Annotated in this window: 15 protein-coding genes; 5 read left to right on the forward strand and 10 right to left on the reverse strand. The window is 71.5% G+C overall.

What is annotated here, in order from left to right:
* Positions 1-391: 391 nt before the first annotated feature.
* The 3 genes from M8542_RS24585 to M8542_RS24595 form a co-directional block, all read right to left on the reverse strand.
* Positions 392-1,423 carry a sigma-70 family RNA polymerase sigma factor gene (locus tag M8542_RS24585; RefSeq protein ID WP_257922588.1) on the reverse strand — a complete coding sequence of 344 codons (1,032 nt, stop codon included), beginning with the start codon at positions 1,421-1,423 and terminating at the stop codon, positions 392-394.
* A gap of 289 nt (positions 1,424-1,712) precedes the next feature.
* Positions 1,713-2,138 carry a D-aminoacyl-tRNA deacylase gene (gene dtd, locus M8542_RS24590; RefSeq protein WP_257922589.1) on the reverse strand — a complete coding sequence of 142 codons (426 nt, stop codon included), beginning with the start codon at positions 2,136-2,138 and terminating at the stop codon, positions 1,713-1,715.
* Positions 2,135-3,637 (reverse strand): DUF7782 domain-containing protein, encoded by a 1,503-nt coding sequence (locus M8542_RS24595; protein WP_257922590.1) that lies wholly within the window; start codon positions 3,635-3,637, stop codon positions 2,135-2,137. The genes dtd and M8542_RS24595 overlap by 4 nt, the downstream gene beginning before the upstream one ends.
* A gap of 28 nt (positions 3,638-3,665) precedes the next feature.
* Here M8542_RS24595 and M8542_RS24600 point away from each other — a divergent pair, with 28 nt between their 5' ends.
* Together M8542_RS24600 and M8542_RS24605 are read left to right on the forward strand one after the other, a co-directional pair.
* Positions 3,666-4,931, forward strand: coding sequence for an amidohydrolase (locus M8542_RS24600; RefSeq protein WP_257922591.1), 1,266 nt, complete (start codon positions 3,666-3,668; stop codon positions 4,929-4,931).
* Between the two features lie 38 nt (positions 4,932-4,969).
* Positions 4,970-5,284 carry a DUF3099 domain-containing protein gene (locus M8542_RS24605; protein ID WP_257922592.1) on the forward strand — a complete coding sequence of 105 codons (315 nt, stop codon included), beginning with the start codon at positions 4,970-4,972 and terminating at the stop codon, positions 5,282-5,284.
* 75 nt (positions 5,285-5,359) lie between these two features.
* Here the strand turns inward: M8542_RS24605 and M8542_RS24610 are convergent, their stop codons facing one another.
* Genes M8542_RS24610 through M8542_RS24630 form a run of 5 tightly spaced genes read right to left on the reverse strand, consistent with a single transcriptional unit; the run spans position 5,360 to position 8,758 of the window.
* The gene (locus M8542_RS24610) at positions 5,360-6,232 is read right to left on the reverse strand and encodes a carbohydrate kinase family protein (RefSeq protein ID WP_257922593.1); all 873 of its coding nucleotides are present in this window, start codon (positions 6,230-6,232) and stop codon (positions 5,360-5,362) included.
* Entirely contained in the window at positions 6,229-7,134 is a 906-nt protein-coding gene (locus M8542_RS24615) for a pseudouridine-5'-phosphate glycosidase (protein ID WP_257922594.1), read from the reverse strand. The genes M8542_RS24610 and M8542_RS24615 overlap by 4 nt, the downstream gene beginning before the upstream one ends.
* 9 nt (positions 7,135-7,143) lie before the next feature.
* Positions 7,144-7,755: an HD domain-containing protein gene (locus M8542_RS24620; protein ID WP_257922595.1), complete on the reverse strand. Its 612-nt coding sequence runs from the start codon at positions 7,753-7,755 to the stop codon at positions 7,144-7,146.
* Positions 7,752-7,970 carry a hypothetical protein gene (locus tag M8542_RS24625; protein WP_257922596.1) on the reverse strand — a complete coding sequence of 73 codons (219 nt, stop codon included), beginning with the start codon at positions 7,968-7,970 and terminating at the stop codon, positions 7,752-7,754. The genes M8542_RS24620 and M8542_RS24625 overlap by 4 nt, the downstream gene beginning before the upstream one ends.
* Positions 7,970-8,758 carry a sporulation protein gene (locus M8542_RS24630; protein ID WP_257922597.1) on the reverse strand — a complete coding sequence of 263 codons (789 nt, stop codon included), beginning with the start codon at positions 8,756-8,758 and terminating at the stop codon, positions 7,970-7,972. Before M8542_RS24630 ends, M8542_RS24625 begins: the two co-directional genes overlap by 1 nt.
* Positions 8,759-8,825: 67 nt before the next feature.
* On the opposite strand from M8542_RS24630, the gene M8542_RS24635 reads away from it, so the two are divergent.
* Positions 8,826-9,068, forward strand: a complete 243-nt coding sequence (locus M8542_RS24635; protein WP_257922598.1) for a DUF3039 domain-containing protein — start codon at positions 8,826-8,828, stop codon at positions 9,066-9,068.
* A 166-nt stretch (positions 9,069-9,234) separates the two neighbouring features.
* Complete coding sequence (locus M8542_RS24640) at positions 9,235-10,071, forward strand: hypothetical protein (protein WP_257922599.1); 837 nt, start codon at positions 9,235-9,237, stop codon at positions 10,069-10,071.
* A gap of 86 nt (positions 10,072-10,157) precedes the next feature.
* Here M8542_RS24640 and M8542_RS24645 read toward each other — a convergent pair whose 3' ends face one another.
* Both M8542_RS24645 and M8542_RS24650 read right to left on the reverse strand, forming a co-directional pair.
* Positions 10,158-13,304: an efflux RND transporter permease subunit gene (locus tag M8542_RS24645; protein WP_257922600.1), complete on the reverse strand. Its 3,147-nt coding sequence runs from the start codon at positions 13,302-13,304 to the stop codon at positions 10,158-10,160.
* A gap of 88 nt (positions 13,305-13,392) precedes the next feature.
* On the reverse strand, positions 13,393-14,538 hold the full coding sequence (locus tag M8542_RS24650; protein ID WP_257922601.1) for a YihY/virulence factor BrkB family protein: 1,146 nt from the start codon (positions 14,536-14,538) through the stop codon (positions 13,393-13,395).
* Between the two features lie 223 nt (positions 14,539-14,761).
* Here M8542_RS24650 and M8542_RS24655 point away from each other — a divergent pair, with 223 nt between their 5' ends.
* Positions 14,762-16,498: a DEAD/DEAH box helicase gene (locus tag M8542_RS24655; RefSeq protein ID WP_257922602.1), complete on the forward strand. Its 1,737-nt coding sequence runs from the start codon at positions 14,762-14,764 to the stop codon at positions 16,496-16,498.
* Positions 16,499-16,842 lie beyond the last annotated feature (344 nt).

The raw sequence follows: 16,842 nt of genomic DNA on the forward strand, positions 1-16,842 counted from the left end.
GCACCGCCGTCCGTGTTCTGGCTTCGGATCGGGGTTGCGGGGGGAGGTCTGGGTGAGGGAGTGGGTGAGTGGGGCCGGCCGCTTCGGGGAGTTTGGTCGGGAGGCCGGGTCCACCCCGACGGACCCGACCTCCCGGGGAGGGCTCCCGGACGCGTGCACATCCGGTCGCGAGGTCAGTGCGGTACTTCGAGGCTGGCGTGACGCAGGTCATAAGTCAACGCCGCCGAACGGGTACCGGCCACGGGGTTGCTACCCATGCTCGTCGGCTGTCAAACAGGTTCTTGGTGACAAATTTTCGGGCGCCGCAACGCCGCTGGTCGTCGCTCTGCGTTCACAAAAAAGACGGGGCGGGTGCGCACCGTGCGCACCCGCCCCGTCTTCGCGGAGCGGATCAGCTGGCGTAGGCGCGGAGGCGGTCCGCGCGCTCGCCCTGGCGGAGCTTCGACATGACCTCACGCTCGATCTGACGCACGCGCTCGCGGGAGAGCCCGAAGTGCTTGCCGATCTGGTCGAGCGTGCGGGGCTGGCCGTCGTCGAGGCCGTAGCGCAGCCGGATGACGTGCTGTTCGCGGTCGTCCAGCGTGGCCAGGACCCGGCGCAGGTCGTCCTGCAGCAGGCCCGAGATCACGGCGCTCTCCGCGTCCGTGGCCTCGGAGTCCTCGATGAAGTCGCCCAGCGGGGCGTCTTCCTCGGTGCCGACCGGCATGTCCAGGCTTACCGGGTCACGCGAGTGGTCGAGCAGGTCCGAGATCTTGTGGGCCGGGATGCCCGACTCCGCCGCCAGCTCCTCGTGCGTCGCGTCGCGGCCGAGCTGCTGGTGCAGGTCGCGCTTGATGCGGGCCAGCTTGTTGACCTGTTCCACCAGGTGGACCGGGAGCCGGATGGTGCGGCCCTGGTCCGCCATCCCCCTGGTGATGGCCTGGCGGATCCACCAGGTGGCGTAGGTCGAGAACTTGAACCCCTTGGAGTAGTCGAACTTCTCCACCGCGCGGATCAGACCCAGGTTCCCCTCCTGGATCAGGTCGAGCAGCGGCATCCCCCGGCCGGTGTAGCGCTTGGCGAGCGACACGACCAGCCGCAGGTTCGCCTCGAGCAGGTGGTTCTTCGCCACGTGCCCGTCGCGGACCAGGGCGGAAAGCTCCTTGCGGCGCTTCGGGGTGAGGTTTTCGCCGGTGTCCAGCATGTGCTGGGCGAAGACGCCGGCTTCGATGCGCTTGGCGAGCTCGACCTCGTCGGCCGCGGACAGCAGGGCCGTCTTGCCGATGCCGTTGAGGTAGACACGCACGAGGTCGGCGGCGGGGCTCTGGGCGTCGAGGTCGGCATCGGTGAGCGCCCCCACGCTCACGGCCGGCTCGTCGGACACCTGAGCCGGGATGCGCTCGCGAATCCCGCGCGACTCGCGTTCGAGAGTCTGGACTGACATTCTGCCTCCCCGGTCACGGGCTGAACGTGCTGCTGCGGTGGTCCCGCCGGTGGGTTCCCGCGGCCCGGGGCCTGTGGATCCCGGTACGCCGGTCCGGCCGGCTTGGCTGGACATCTGGCACAACGCTCCGGGTGGGCAAAACGTTCCCGGCTCGTCTGTAAAAGGAGACGGCTGCCGGCGCGCCCCGGTTGCTCGACCATTGCTGAGCTTTTGCTGAGAAGGCGTGGTTACGGGGAAACCTGAGAATCCCGTGTGAATCCGGTCAGGAACTGAACCGGGCCAGGGTGGTCTAGACCTCCACGAGAACGGTGAACGGCCCGTCGTTGACGCTGGAGACCGCCATCATCGCGCCGAAACGTCCCGTTGCCACGGAGGCGCCGCGGCCGCGCAGCTCGGCCACGACGGCGTCCACCAACGGCTCGGCGACCTCGGGCCGCGCGGCCTGCGTCCACGACGGCCGGCGCCCTTTCTTCGTGTCGCCGTAGAGCGTGAACTGGCTCACCACGAGCAGCGGGGCATTCGCCGTGGCGCATGATTCCTCGTCACGCAGCACGCGCAGTTCGTGCAATTTGCGCGCCATGGTCGCCGCCTTCGCCGTGTCGTCGTCGACGTGGATTCCCAGCAGCACAAGCAAACCCGGCTCGTCGATCGCGCCGACGACCTCACCCGCGACGGTGACGTCCGCCCGGGTGACGCGCGCGGCGACCGCCCTCATCGGCCCGCCGGGACGAGCATCCCGTGCCGGACCAGCTCGCGGACGACGGGCAGCGCCGTGGCCGCCAGCTCCTCCGCGTCGAGCCCTTGCGAGAACGCGAGGAGCTCGATCAGGTCCTCCAGCGCCAGGGCGCCGCGGCAGCCCGCGAGCAGCCGCGCGGCCAGGTCGTCGACCTCGTGCTGCCAGCCCGGCCCGTCGGTGCGGTGCAGCCGGCGGATCTGCGTCGTCCAGCCCTCGTCACCGGGTTCCTCGACGCTTTCCAGCAGAACCGTGTCCGGGACCACAAAACGGACATCCAGTAACGAATCTCCCGATTCGCGCAGCCATTCGACGCGATCCAGCCAGCCCGCCGCCTCCGGCCCGAGCGGGTCGTCGTAGGCCTGCCGCAGGTCTTCGCAGACCACTGTCGGCGTGCGGCCGGCCGCTCGTCGCAGGGTGACGAACCCGAAGCCGATGCCGCGGACGTCGTTCGCGGCGAACCAGTCGAGCCACGCGGCCGCCTTTGCGCGGCCCTCGGGCGAGCGAGGGTCGAGACCCGCGTCACGCAGCCAGGTGCCGACGTAGAGCGCCGGGTCGGCGACGTCGCGTTGCACGAACCACGCGTCGGTCTCGGCGGGCAGCCAGCGGCTCACCCGGTCGGCCCAGTCCTCCTTGCCGGTGTGCAGCCAGGAGGCGAGCAGCTGGCCGACCCCGCCGTCGTTGAGGAACCCGGGCAGCTGCCGCACGACGAGCGCGCTCGCGTCGTCGCCGGCCAGCCCGGAGTCGCGGTAGGTGTAGTCGACGCGGGCCGGGCCGACCACGAACGGCGGATTGCAGACGACCTGGTCGAACTTCCGCCGCGCCACCGGTCCGAACCACTCGCCGCGCACCAGCTCCACGTCCAGCTCGTTCAGCCGGAACGTCGCCGCGGCCAGCGCCAGGGCCCGCCTGGAGACGTCCGTGGCCGTCACGCGCTGGGCGTGCCGGGTCGCGTGCAGGGCCTGGACGCCGTTGCCGGTGCCCAGGTCGAGCAGGGTGCCGACCGGGCGGCGGCTGGTCGCGCGGATCAGCGACAGCGACGCGTGGCCGACGCCGAGGACGTGGTCCTCGGGCACGGTGGTGCCGAGCACGTCGGCGTCGAGGTCGGAGACGACCCACCACGAGCCCTCTTCGTCGCCGTGCGGCCGGATGTCGAGCGCGGCGCGGTAGCCGTCCACGACCGGCGCCAGCACACCGGCGGTGACGGCGTCCTCCGGCGAGAGCGGCGCGAAGGCGGCCTTGACCGCGGTCTCCGGCTCGGTCCCGCCGAGCAGGAACAGCCGGATCAGCGCGCCGAGGTCACCCGCGTCATGGCTCGCGCGCTCGGCCGGCACCGGCTCACCGCGGCCGAGCGCCGCGTGCGCGGCTCCGCCGAGGGCGGCCACCACGCCGTCAGCGTCGTAGGCGGTGCGCCGGAAGGCCTCGCGCAACCGCGCGCAGACGTCGTCGGACAGGTCGGGCAGTACGCTTCGCGTGCTCACGGTGGGTAATGCTGCCACGATGGCCCCTGTGACCCTTGAACGCGTCCTCGCCCCGCTCGACGCGGCGCTGCCCGAGCTCGAAGCGCTGTACATCGACCTCCACCGCCACCCCGAGCTGTCCTTCGCCGAAACCCGGACGGCGGCCGAGCTGGCCCGGCGGCTCGAAGCGGACGGCTACGAGGTGCACACCGGCATCGCGGGCACCGGCGTGCTGGGTGTCCTGCGCAACGGCGAGGGCCCGACGGTCATGCTGCGTGCCGACATCGACGCGCTGCCGGTCGAGGAGAAGACCGGCCTGTCCTACGCCAGCACCGCGCGGGGTGTCGACGAGCGCGGCAAGGACGTCCCGGTCATGCACGCGTGCGGACACGACATGCACGCCACCTGGCTCTCCGGCGCGGCGGCGCTGCTCGCGAAGGGCCGCGACACGTGGGCCGGGACGCTGCAGGTGGTCTTCCAGCCGGGGGAGGAGGGCGCGGGCGGCGCGGCCCGGATGGTCCGGGACGGCCTCTACGACCTGGCCGGGCCGCCGGACGTCGTGTTCGGCCAGCACCTCGTCCCCGGTCCGGCGGGCTGGGTGCTCACCCGGCCGGGCGTGATCATGGCCGCGACCGACACGCTGCGCGTCACCCTGCACGGCCGCGGCGGGCACGGCTCGCGCCCGGAGACCACCGTCGACCCGGCCGTGCTGGCCGCGTCCGTGGTGCTCAAGCTGCAGACGATCGTCTCGCGGGAGATCTCCGCGACCGACTCGGCGGTGGTCACCGTCGGTTCGCTGCACGTCGGCACGGCGAGCAACGTGATCGCCGACGACGCCGTGCTCGAGGTCAACATCCGGTCGTTCGACCAGGCCGTCCGCGAACGCGTGCTCGCCGCGGTCGAACGGATCGTCCACGGCGAGGCCGCCACGGCCGGGGCCCCGAAGCCGCCCGAGATCGAGCGCTCCGGCGCCTACCCGATCACGGAGAACGACGAAGCCGCCAACGACGCGCTCACCGAGGTCTTCCGCGCCCACTTCGGCGCGGACGTGACCATGCCGGCGCCGCTGGTGACCGGCAGCGAGGACTTCAGCGAGTTCGGCCGCGCGGCCGGCGCGCCCTCGGTGTTCTGGCTGGTCGGGGGCTTCGACCCGGAGACGGTGATCAAGGCGATGACCGAGGGGCGCTTCGAGCGGGACATCCCGTCGAACCACTCGCCGCGCTTCGCCCCGATCCTGCACCCGACCCTGCGCACCGGCATCGAGACCCTGGTCGCCGCCGCGGTGAGCCGATTTCGTCACCCAGGTGACGCGTGAGCGGATCCGGTGGGACGATGGGACACGGAGGTGGTGCAGTGTCTTCGCCCGCCAACGACTCGGACCCGGTGCTGATCACCGGGGCGGCCCCGTCGTACGAAGAGCAGTTCGCCGCGCGCAAGCGCAAGTACGTGATCATGATGGCCTGCCGCATCCCGTGTCTGATCCTGGCCGGGCTGACCTACCACGTCTGGTGGCTGGCGCTGGGGTTCCTGGCGATCTCGGTGCCGCTGCCGTGGATCGCGGTGCTCATCGCCAACGACCGCCCGCCCCGCAAGGCCGAGAAGGTCTCGAGCTACCAGCGCGAGGCGAAGGCGATCGAAGGCACCACCCACCGCGTCATCGACGGCTGACCGAAGCGCCACTTTCGTGGGGAAAGTTGCGCTTCCGGCCCGCCGAAGCGGCACTTTCCCTACGAAAGTGCCGCCTCAGGACGGCTGCGGGCCCACCTTGCCGACGGCGAGCGCGCCCAGGCGCGTCCCGTGCCGTAGGACGTCCACAGTGGACTCACCCGCCAGCCAGCCGGTGAGCACGCCGGCGTCGAACGCGTCCCCGGCACCCGTCGAGTCGATGCACTCCGCCTCGATGGCCGGCACGCTCGTGACGCCACCGGCGTCGACCCAGCTCGCGCCGTCCAGCCCGGCGGTCACCACGACCGCGCCGACCGTGCCGAGCAGCTCCTTCGCCGAGGCCGGGTCCGCCGAGCCGGTCAGCGCGACCAGCTCCTCGGTGTTCGGCATCAGCAGGTCGACGCCGCGGACGTCGTCGAGGAACGCGGCCGGGTCGGTGATGTGCGCGGCCGCCTGCGGGTCGACCGAGGTGGTCAGCCCCGCTTCGCGCGCGGCGGCCAGCGACGCCAGCCCGGCGGCGCGCGAAGGCGGGTCGAGCAGCACGTACCCGGACAGGTGCAGGTGACTCGCGCCGGCCAGCGCCTCGGGCGTGACGTCCTCGGGCGCGAAGCGCTGGTTCGCGCCGCGGTCGGCGAGCATGCTCCGCTGCCCGGACCCGTCGACCATGACGACGACGCAGCAGGTCGGCGCCTCGGGGTCGACGGCGAACGCGCACCGCACGCCCGCCGCCTCCAGCTCGGCGCGGATCAGCCGGCCGCCCGGGTCGTCGCCGATCCGCGCGACCAGCGTCGTCTCCGCGTCGAGCGACCGCAGCCACAACGCGGTGTTGGCACCCGAGCCACCACCGGTGAAGCGGATCTTCGCGCGGGCGTCGCCGCCGTGCGGCAGCGGCTTGTCGTGCCGGGCGATCACGTCGAGGGCCGCGTCGCCGACCACCACGATCCCGCTCATGCCAGCGCCACCGCGACCTCGGTGGCCAGCTTGGCGTTGTTGAGCACCAAGGCCTCATTGGCGTCGATGCTCACGCCGTCGCTCGCGGTGTGGAAGTGCTCCAGCAGCACCGGCGTGACGTCGGCGCCGTGCACGCCCTGCTCGGCGACCAGCGCGAGACCTTCGGCGAGCAGCCGGTCGTGCAGTGCCTTGTCCATTTCGGACGCTTCCGGGATCGGGTTCGCCAGCAGCACCCCGGACTTCGCGTACGCGCGGTGCGCGGCGACCACGGCGGCGGCCTGCTTCGGGTCGTCGACCCGCCAGCCGACGGCGTGCCCGGACGAGCGGAGGTAGAACGCCGGGAAGTCGTCGGTGCGGTAACCCAGCACCGGGACCGAGTTCGTCTCCAGCACTTCGAGCGTCGCCGGGATGTCGAGCACCGACTTCACGCCGGAGCAGACGACCACGGTCGGCACCTTCGCCAGCACCCCGAGGTCCGCCGAGACGTCCCACGACTGCGTGGCGCCGACGTGCACCCCGCCGAGCCCGCCGGTGGCGAACACCCCGATGCCGGCCGCGGCGGCCAGCGCCGACGTGCTCGCCACGGTCGTCGCACCCGAGCGGCCGAGGCCGACGGCCGGGCCGAGATCACGCAGCGACAGCTTGTCCAGCCCGGCGTCCGGTGCGCAGACGCGCTCGAGCTCGGCGGGGGAGAGGCCGACGACGACCCGCCCGTCGAGCACCGCGATGGTGGCCGGGACGGCGCCGCCGTCGCGCACGACGCGCTCGAGGCGGCGGGCGACGTCGAGGTTGCGGCCGGCGGGGAGGCCGTGGGACAGGATGGTGCTCTCCAGCGCGACGACGGGGTGCCCGTCACGCAGCGCCGAGGCGACCTCTTCGTGCAGAGAGAGTGCGGTAGTCACGAGGAGCCATCATCGGTGATCGGCAGCCTCGCCGCGCCAGTGGGTCAGCTCGGCCGTCAGGTTGCGTTCCGCGGCGCTCGCCCAGCGTGTCCGCGCGGCTTCGCTGCGGTAGAGCTCCCGCCCGAGCATCCCCTCCAGGACCGAGACGCGCCCCGCGCGCCAGACGTCGTCGGGGTACTTCGCGTACTCCTCGCGCACTGCCTTGGCGTACGCCGAGTAGCGCTCTTCGGAAGCGCCGAGGATCGCGAGGTCGGCGTCGAGCAGCGCGGTGGCCAGGTGGTCGTCCGGCGGGGCGTCGTGCTTGATCGTGGCGAGGATCAGGCCTTCGACGCGCTTCTGGTGGGTCTCGGCGACCCCGGCCAGTGCTTCGCGGGCCCAGGCGGCGCTCGCGCGTTCGTCTTCGCCGGGCTTCGCGTCGTACACGACGTCGTGCGTCCACGCGGCGACGGCGACGATCGCGCGGTCGACGTCGCCGAGCCCTTCGGCCAGCCAGGCGGAGTCGCGCGCGACGGCGGCCGCGTGGTCGAGCGTGTGGTAGCGGCGGTGTGGTTCGGCGTAACGGGCCTCGAGTCCCGCCCGGGGCACGCCGCCGAGCGCGGTGACGGCTTCGGCCCACTTCACGGGAACGTCCAGCGCGTCGGCGAGCCGGTGAAGTCCTTCTCGCGCAGTCCGATCACGGGCTCGTACGGGTCTTCGGGTCGCGATCGACACGGCCGAACCCGCGGCGATGACGCGCGCAACCGCTCCTCCGCCCACGACCAGGGCAGCAGGCCCGCGGGCCCGGCCGCGATCCCGTAGCCGGGCAGGTGCGGCCGGTCCGCGCGCGGCCCGGCCATCAGTCGAAGATGCCGCGGGGCCGGGCGACCTGGTCCAGCCAGTCGTCGAGCTGCTTCTCCCAGTTCACGTCCGGCTTCATCGTGAACATGCCGAGGAAGTCCTGCCCGCGTCCGCCGAAGCCGCCGGTCTTGCTCACCCGCACCCGCTTGGTGACCTCGAGGACGACCTCGGTGCGCTCCGCCGAAGCCAGGAAGGTGACCGCGACCTGCGAAAAGACGCTCGCGAAGCGCGGCGAAGGCGCGAAGCGGACCTCCTGGAAGAACGGCAGCTGCTGGTGGGCGCCGTTGATCCGGCCCTGCTCGAGGATCGCTTCGCGGAAGGTGAAGCCGATGCGGCTCAGCGCGTCGAGGACCCGCTTCTGCGCGGAGAGCGGCTCGATGGCGACGGCGTCGGCGTCGAACGGGTCGGCCACCGCGGCGGCCAGGTCGAGCTCGGCCCGCACGCCGACGGCCATGCCGGTGAGCGGCTTGCCGTAGACGCTGGTCACCGGCGTCTCCCAGGGCAGCGGCACCTCGAACGGCACCCGGACCTGCTGCCCGGCGCGGATGGTCTCGCTGCCGACCAGGTGCTGGGAGCCGAACGGGAGATCCTCGGTCTTGTCCTCGCCGGGGACCTGGACGCGGGCCAGCAGCGTCACCGCGAGGCCCTTGATCTCCTGGTCGACGTCGCCGCCGGCCAGCAGCACCTCGCCGCGCAGCGGCCTGCCGGGGGTGGCGGTGGCCTGGAGCAGGCGGGCGTCGATCTTCGCGCCGCCCGAGCCGAACGTCGCGAGCACCTTCTGGAACATGCGCCAGATCCTGCCAGGTCGAGGGGCGGTCGCAGAAGGTTCGGCGGAACTCGGGCACAATGGCCGGGTGAGCACCGAGACGCTGACGAAGCCGGAAACCACGCCCGAGGGCACGGACACCACCGACGACGACACGCCGAAGATGTTCCACTACGTGAAGAAGAACAAGATCGCCGAGAGCGCGGTCATGGGCAACCACGTGGTGGCGCTCTGCGGCGAGGTCTTCCCGGTGACGAAGTCGCCGAAGCCCGGGTCGCCGGTCTGCCCGGACTGCAAGAAGATCTTCGACGGGCTGCGCCCGGGGGAGTGACCCCGGCCCGAGTCCCCCGGCGGGGTCACCTCGCCGGGGCTTTCTCGTGTCCGTCGCCGGACAGCTTCCCGAACAAATGTGAAAAACCTTCATTCGGCGGGTGTGTCGGGTGCGGGAGTCCTGGTAAATCCTGCGTGCCAGGTTCCCTCACCCACCGGAGTCGCACATGCGCAGAACCGGGATCGTCGTCGCCGCCGTCGCCCTGCTGACCGCGTTCTCACCCGCACTGGCCCAGGCCGTCACGGGCTGGACGGAGGTCGGCTCCGACCACGCCAGGGCCCTCGACGAAAGCCAGGGCCTCGCGACGATCGTGCGGCCGTCGGGCACCACCATCCGCTACACCGGGCTCGGCACGATCCCGGCGGACCTGAACTCCCAGGGCTGGAACCACGTCGGCGACCCGGGCTCGGCCCAGGGCTACTACGTCGAGCCGTACCAGCGTGACGACCGGGGCGCGAAGCTCTTCCGCGTCCAGGCCCCGGACGGCTCCTGGGCGAACTACAAGCACGCGCTCGAGTCGTGGGAAGCGAACAACAACTCCTTCGCCGCGGTCTCGCCGGACGCCCGCTGGCTGGTGGCGGGCGAGTGGGGCACGATGGACCGCCTCCTGGTCCACCCGATGCCCGGCGTGGCGGCGACCGACCCGGCCGCCAACCTGCCGCTGGCCGGGACGATCCGCCTGGACCACCAGGTCCGCGACGTCCAGGGCTGCGACTTCCAGACGGCGACCCGCCTGCTCTGCGCGTCGGACGACCCCGATGGCAGCCTCTTCGGCACCACGAAACCGCTGCTGCAGGTGGACCTGGCTGGTCCGCTGTCCGGTTCGGACGTCGCCGGCCACGTCACTTCGCTGGCTCAGCTGCCGTTGCGCAGCGGCTGCAGCGGCAGCTTCGAGGTCGAAGGCATCGACTTCGACGAGCGGGACAACACGCTGCGGGTGATCGTGATGTCGCCGAGCATCTGCATCCTCTTCGACTCGATGACCTACCGCTTCAAGCAGTGACGCCGAGACCCGGCACTTTCGTAGGGAAAGTGCCGGGTCTCGGGGTTGTGGACAAGCGGAGCTTTCACGTGAAAGCTCCGCTTGGGTCAGGCCGTGGGGGCCGGGTCCAGGGACTCCGACGCCGGGGCCTGCTTCGGGTGCCGGCGAGCCTCGCGGCGGGCGCGCCGCCGCTCCTTGCGGGTCTCCACCATCGTGTACAGCGTCGGGACCAGGACCAGCGTCAGCAGCGTCGAGCTGACCAGGCCGCCGATCACCACGATCGCCAGGGGCTGGCCGATGAACCCGCCCTGGCCGGTGATGCCCAGCGCCATCGGGACCAGCGCGAAGATCGTCGCCGCCGCGGTCATCAGGATCGGGCGCAGCCGGCGACGGCCGCCCTCCGTCACCGCCTCCGTGACGCTCATGCCCTCCGCGCGGTACTGGTTGATCAGGTCGATGAGCACGATCGCGTTCGTCACCACGATCCCGACCAGCATCAGCATCCCGATCAACGCCGGCAGGCCCAGCGCGGTGCCCGTCGCCAGCAGCAGCCCGATCGCGCCGGTCGCCGCGAACGGGATCGACACCAGCAGGATCAGCGGCTGGATCAGGCTCCGGAACGTCGCCACCATGATCAGGAACACGATCGCGATCGCCGCCAGCAGCGCCAGGAACAGGTTCGAGAACGCCTCCTGCTGGTCCTGGCTCACGCCGCCGAGCGAGTACGACGCGCCACCGGTGAACGTCAGACCGTCCAGCTTGGACTGGATGTCCGCGGTCGTCTTGCTCAGGTTGTCGCCGGTGTTCTTGGCCGTGACCGTGGTGCTCAGGTCGCCGCCGGTGCGGTGCACCGACGCCGGGCCGTCCACAGTGGACACCTTGGCCACCTCGTCGAGCCGGACGACGCCGCCCGGGCCCGGAATCGGCAGCCCGCGAACCTGGTCGACCGTCGCCGGCGCGGCGCCGGCCCGCAGCACGATGTCCGTGCGCTGGCCGCCGACCGGCAGCTGCGTCACCGTGCGGCCGGCGATCGCCTGGTTGGCGACCTGGCCGATGGTGCTCGCCGACAACCCGTGTGCGGCGGCCGCGGCGTCGTCCACCTCGACCTGCACCCGCGGCGAGCCGACGGCCAGGTCACTGGTCACCTCGGTCAGCCCGGACACCCCGCCCAGCGCCCGCACGACCTGGTCGGACGCCGGCTTCAGCGCGGCTTCCGACGGCGCGGTCACCGTCACCGACACCTGGTCGGAGTTGAAGCCGGACGCGTCCGCGCCGATCTTGACCTCACCCAGCTCGGGCCGGGACGTCAGCTTCGCGCGCAGCCGGTCGGACAGCGCGTCGAGGTCGGTGTCCTTCGCGACGGTGACCGAGATGCTCGTGTTGGTCCCGCCGCCGAAGCCGAACGCGCCGCCGCCCCCGACACTGACCTGGTAGGTCTCCACCGCGGGCTCCGCGGCGAGCGCCTGCTCGACCCCGGTCGCGGCCTTCTCCTTCGCTTCGACGCTGGTGCCCGCGGGCAGCTTCTGCGTCATGTTCAGCGTGGTGCCGCCGGACTGGTCGAGGAAGTTCGTGTTCAGCCGCGTCGCGAGGCCGACCGTGCCGGCGAAGATGAGCAGCGCCAGCACCACGACGGTCAGCCGCCGCTTGGTCGCGAACCGGATCACCGGCAGGTAGGTCCGCTGCAGGAAGCCGCGGCGCTCCTTCTCCACGGCGGCTTCGCGCGCCCGCTCGGCCTCGATGGCGTCTGCCGGGACGGCCGGCCGCTTCAGGAACCAGTACGCCAGCACGGGAACCACGGTCAGCGACACGAGCAGCGACGCCAGCAGCGCCACCGTCACGGTGATCGCGAACGGCGAGAACAGCTCGCCGACGAACCCGCCGACGAACGCGATCGGCAGGAACACCGCGACCGTCGTCAGCGTGGACGACGTCACCGCGCCGGCCACCTCGCGGACGCCGTCGAGCACCGCCCGCTGCTTCTCCTCGCCGTAACCCAAGTGCCGTTTGATGTTCTCCAGCACGACGATCGAGTCGTCGACCACCCGGCCGATCGCGATCGTCAGCGCGCCGAGGGTGAGCAGGTTGAGCGACAGGTCGCCGGTCCACAGTGCCAGCAGCGCGACCACCACCGACAGCGGGATCGACACCGCGGTCACCAGGGTCGAGCGCACCGACAGCAGGAACAGCAGGATGACGACGACGGCGAACGCCAGGCCCAGCAGGCCTTCGGTGGTCAGGCCGCTGATCGCGTCCTTCACCGGCGTGCCCTGGTCGAACACGACGCTCATCTCGGCGCCGGTCTTCTTGCCCAGGTCCGGCAGCTTGTCGCGGACGGCGTCGGAGATCGCGACCGCGTTCCCGTTGTCCACCATGGTGATCGACAGGCCGAGGCTCGGCTTGCCGTTGGTGCGGGTGATCGACGTCGGCGGCGCGAACCCGCTCTGGACGTCGGCGACGTCACCCAGCTTCACCGGTCCCCGGGCGGGCCCGCGGGCGTTGCCGGCGGCCGACGCGCCCGGCGTGAGATAGAGGTTGCGGAGAGTGTCCACAGTGGTCTGGCCGCCGCCGACCTGGACGGACAGCGTCTTGCCGCCTTCGGTCAGCGTGCCGGCCGGCACCGCGGCGCCGGCGGTCTGCAGCGTGGTGGCGATCGACGTCGGGTCGACCCCGGCGGCCGCGAGCTTCGCGTAGTCGAGCGTGATCGTGACGCGCGGCTGCTGCACACCGGTGACGGTGACCGTGCGCACGCCGTCGATCTTGCGCAGCTCCGGCGCGACCTGGTCGGTCAGCGCGGGCGCGAGCGCCTGCGGGTCCCCGCTGGTGCCCGCGGCGACCAGCACGACCGGCAGGTCGTCGGTGCTGCCCGCGGACACGGCGGGCTCGGAGTTCTGCGGCAGCCGCGGCCGGATCTGGTTCACGACCTGCTGGATCTGCTGCACGGCGGCGTCGAGGTCGGTGCCGAACTCGAACTGCGTGACGACGCGCGACACGCCGTCCGACGACGTCGAGGTGACCTCTTCCAGGCCCTTGAGCCCCTGCAGGGCGCCTTCGAGCGGCTCGGTGACCTGCTTGTCGACCGCGTCCGGCGACGCCCCCGCGTACGCCGTGACGATCTGGGCCTGCGGGAACTGCAGTGACGGGAACAGCTGCTGCTTGATCTGCGGCAGCGCGAAGGCGCCGAAGCCGACGACCACGAGCGCGAGCAGGCCGATCAGGCTTCGGTTGCGCAGGCTCAATCTGGCCAGCACGGACATGACTGGGAAACCCCCTCGGGAACGACGCGGCGACCGACGCCGGCGTCAGTGACCCGCAGAGCCTCCCATGTCCGACCTGAGGAGCGACTCAGTCTGTGGGTTGATTCCCGGTCGTCCCTTGGGAGGACGTACGACCCTGAGCAGCGCTGGGTGCCGGTTCCGGCGCGCTCGGTGACGGCTCGTCCTCTTCGGACGGTGCCGCGCCGTTCCCGGAGACGTCCTCGGGCCGCGGGCGCTTCATCGGCGTGGTGGTGCGTTCCCACAGCCGGCGCCCTTCTTCCGAGCGCAGCCGCTCGGAAGCGCGTTCCATCTCCAGCCGCCGCCACTTGCGCCGCTGCCGCCGCGTCGCCTTCGCCGGCCACAGCTCCTGGAGCGCGCTGTTGAAGTACGCCCCGCCGACCACGGCCAGCCCGATGAAGAACATCAGCAGCAGGAACGCGATCGGCGCGGCCAGCGCGCCGTAGGTGTAGCCGGTCTTGGTGATCCAGTTCAGGTAGATGCGCAGGCCGACCGAGGAGAGCAGGAACACGACCATCGCCAGCACCGCGCCGGGCAACCCGCGGTGCCAGGGCAGCTTCCGCGGCAGCGCCAGCTTGTACAGCGTGGTCAGCGCGAGGGTGATCATCACGCCGAGGGTCGGGAAGTAGAGGGCGCTGACCCACGACGTCACGGTCGGGCGCCAGTCGGCCGGGAAGAACTCCGGCAGCAGGTCCGGGCCGATCGCCAGCAGCGGCAGCCCGACGACGAGGATCACCAGGCCGCACAGGTAGAGCAGCAGCGCGAAGATCCGCTGCCAGACGTCGTTGCGGACGCCGTACTGGTCGTGCGCGACGGTGATCGCGTCCACGAACGACGACATCGCCGACGAACCCGCCCACAGGGAGATCAGGAACCCGACCGAGACGATCTCGCCCTTGCCGACGGTGAGGATGCTGTTGACCGTCGGCTCGATGATGTCGTGCACGGCGTTGTCGCTGAAGACGGTCCGGCAGAAGCCGATGATCCGGTCGTGCACCTGGGTGACGACGTCCTGGCCGAACCACTCGCCGACGAAACCCAGGCTGCCGAGCAGCCCGAGCAGCAGCGGAGGCAGCGAGAGCGTCTGCCAGAAGGCCGCTTCGGCGGCCTCGGAGAAGATGTTGCCTTCCCAGGCCTTGGCGAGCGTGCGCGTGAGGAGACGCCACGGCCCCCTGCGGGCCACCTTCGTCGCCGCGGACGGCTGCACCTCACCCATGACGTGTCCAGCATGGTCCATCCGTGCTGATTTGGCTCGTCACCCTGCCTGCGCCCGGGCGTGTCGGGGGACATCACCCGTGCCGGTGCCCGGAACTGTCGGACCCGGCCGGTAGACTCGCTCCAGTGCCCTCACCGCAGTCGCCGGCCGCCCAACGCAGCAGCAGTCGGTACCACAGTGAGGGTTTTCGCACGTCAAAGCACTTGAGCGAGGGGGGACCGGCATGACGGAGACGCAGCTCGGAGCGCCTCCCGCGGAGAAGGACTCGACCGCGCGCCCGCTGCGGGCGTGGCAGCGCCGGGCGCTCACGAAGTACCTGACGCGGCGGCCGAAGGACTTCCTCGCGGTGGCGACGCCCGGCGCCGGCAAGACAGTGTTCGGCTTGCGGATCGCCGCGGAGCTGCTGAGCGACCGCACGATCGAGGCGGTCACCATCGTGACCCCGACCGAGCACCTCAAGCACCAGTGGGCCGCGTCGGCGGCCATGGCGGGCATCCAGATCGACTCGAACTTCCGCAACACCACGGGTGTCACGTCCTCGGACTACAACGGTGTCGCGCTGACGTACGCGCAGGTCGCGGCGCACCCGACGTTGCACCGGGTGCGCACCGAGAACCGCAAGACGCTGGTGATCCTCGACGAGATCCACCACGGCGGCGACGCGAAGAGCTGGGGCGACGCGATCCGCGAGGCCTTCACCCCGGCGGTGCGGCGGCTGTCGCTGACCGGGACACCGTTCCGGTCCGACGACTCGGCCATCCCGTTCGTCACCTACGAGCCGGACGCGGGCGGCTTCCAGCGCAGCAAGGCCGACCACTCGTACGGCTACGCGGACGCGCTGGCCGACGGCGTGGTCCGGCCGGTCGTCTTCCTCGCGTACTCGGGTGAGGCTTCCTGGCGCACGAGCGCGGGGGAGGAGTTCACCGCGCGGCTCGGCGAGCCGCTCACGGCGGAGCAGAACGCCCGGGCGTGGCGCACGGCGCTCGACCCGGCGGGCGAGTGGATCCCGGCGGTGCTGCAGGCGGCCGACACGAGGTTGTCACAGGTCCGCCAGGGGGTGCCGGACGCGGGCGGCCTGGTGATCGCGACCGACCAGGAGTCGGCGCGCGCGTACGCGAAGATCCTGGAGCGCATCTCCGGCGAGATGCCGACGCTGGTGCTTTCGGACGACCCGAAGGCCTCGGGCCGGATCAAGGAGTTCTCCGAGACGAAGGAACGCTGGATCGTGGCGGTCCGGATGGTCTCGGAGGGCGTCGACGTCCCGCGGCTGGGGGTCGGCGTGTACGCGACGAGCGCGTCGACGCCGCTGTTCTTCGCCCAGGCGATCGGCCGCTACGTGCGGGCGCGCAAGAAGGGCGAGACGGCGAGCGTGTTCCTGCCGTCGGTGCCGGTGCTGCTGGAGCTGGCCAGTGAGCTGGAGGCGCAGCGCGACCACGTGCTGGGCAAGCCGCACCGCGAGAAGGAGGGCTGGGAGGACGAGCTTCTGGCCCAGGCCAACCGCACCGAGGACGAGCCGGGCGAGGAAGAGAAGGCGTTCACCTCGCTGGGCGCCTCGGCGGAGCTCGACCAGGTCATCTACGACGGCAACTCGTTCGGCACGGCGGTGTTCTCGGGCTCGGACGAGGAGCAGGAGTACCTCGGGCTGCCGGGCCTGCTGGAGCCCGACCAGGTGCGGGCGCTGCTGCGGAAGCGGCAGGAAGAGCAGGTCGCGGACGAGAAGCGCCGCAAGCCGGCCAAGGAGGAGGCCCCGCCGCCGGCGGCTCGGCCCCAGTCGGTGAGCGAGCGGCTGGGCGGGTTGCGGAAAGAGCTGAACGCGCTGGTGGGGATGTACCACCACCGCACGAAGAAGCCCCACGGCGCGATCCACAACGAGCTGCGGCGCGTGTGCGGTGGGCCGCCGACCGCGATGGCGACGGTCGAGCAGCTCGAAGAGCGGATCGTGACGCTGCGGTCCTGGTGAGGCCTGGGCCCCCGGGCCGAGCGCCCCGATGTGACCTTGGTGCGCTCCGGACAGCCCGTCGGGGGTCGCCCGGCCGGCTGAACTCCACGGTCACCGTCCGTTCCTGGTAAGTACCAGCCGGCCGGTGACCTTCCGTACGCCCTCCGTCACCACCTCGCCTGCCCGTGCGTCCCCCGCCCGATGGCCCTCCGGGCACCTTCGGCTCCGAAGTTCGCAAGTCGGCGACCAATCAGCGGCCCAGGACGTGGGTTCGCCACCACTCCCCGACGGATTGCGCTGAGTGCACCCACGAGGAGTACCTTCAGGCCGCGAAGAAACCTGGATGTAACAGAGGGTGAGTGCTG

The organism is Amycolatopsis iheyensis (genome assembly GCF_024703995.1).
Classification (GTDB): domain Bacteria; phylum Actinomycetota; class Actinomycetes; order Mycobacteriales; family Pseudonocardiaceae; genus Amycolatopsis; species Amycolatopsis iheyensis.

Excerpts from the sequence above, each read along its gene's own strand:
- M8542_RS24650 (WP_257922601.1), bottom strand. The coding sequence starts at position 14,538 with ATGGGTGAGGTGCAGCCGTCCGCGGCGACGAAGGTGGCCCGCAGGGGG.
- M8542_RS24645 (WP_257922600.1), bottom strand. The coding sequence starts at position 13,304 with ATGTCCGTGCTGGCCAGATTGAGCCTGCGCAACCGAAGCCTGATCGGC.
- dtd (WP_257922589.1), bottom strand. The coding sequence starts at position 2,138 with ATGAGGGCGGTCGCCGCGCGCGTCACCCGGGCGGACGTCACCGTCGCG.
- M8542_RS24625 (WP_257922596.1), bottom strand. The coding sequence starts at position 7,970 with ATGGCCGGGCCGCGCGCGGACCGGCCGCACCTGCCCGGCTACGGGATC.
- M8542_RS24585 (WP_257922588.1), bottom strand. The coding sequence starts at position 1,423 with ATGTCAGTCCAGACTCTCGAACGCGAGTCGCGCGGGATTCGCGAGCGC.
- M8542_RS24640 (WP_257922599.1), top strand. The coding sequence starts at position 9,235 with ATGCGCAGAACCGGGATCGTCGTCGCCGCCGTCGCCCTGCTGACCGCG.
- M8542_RS24630 (WP_257922597.1), bottom strand. The coding sequence starts at position 8,758 with ATGTTCCAGAAGGTGCTCGCGACGTTCGGCTCGGGCGGCGCGAAGATC.
- M8542_RS24655 (WP_257922602.1), top strand. The coding sequence starts at position 14,762 with ATGACGGAGACGCAGCTCGGAGCGCCTCCCGCGGAGAAGGACTCGACC.
- M8542_RS24610 (WP_257922593.1), bottom strand. The coding sequence starts at position 6,232 with ATGAGCGGGATCGTGGTGGTCGGCGACGCGGCCCTCGACGTGATCGCC.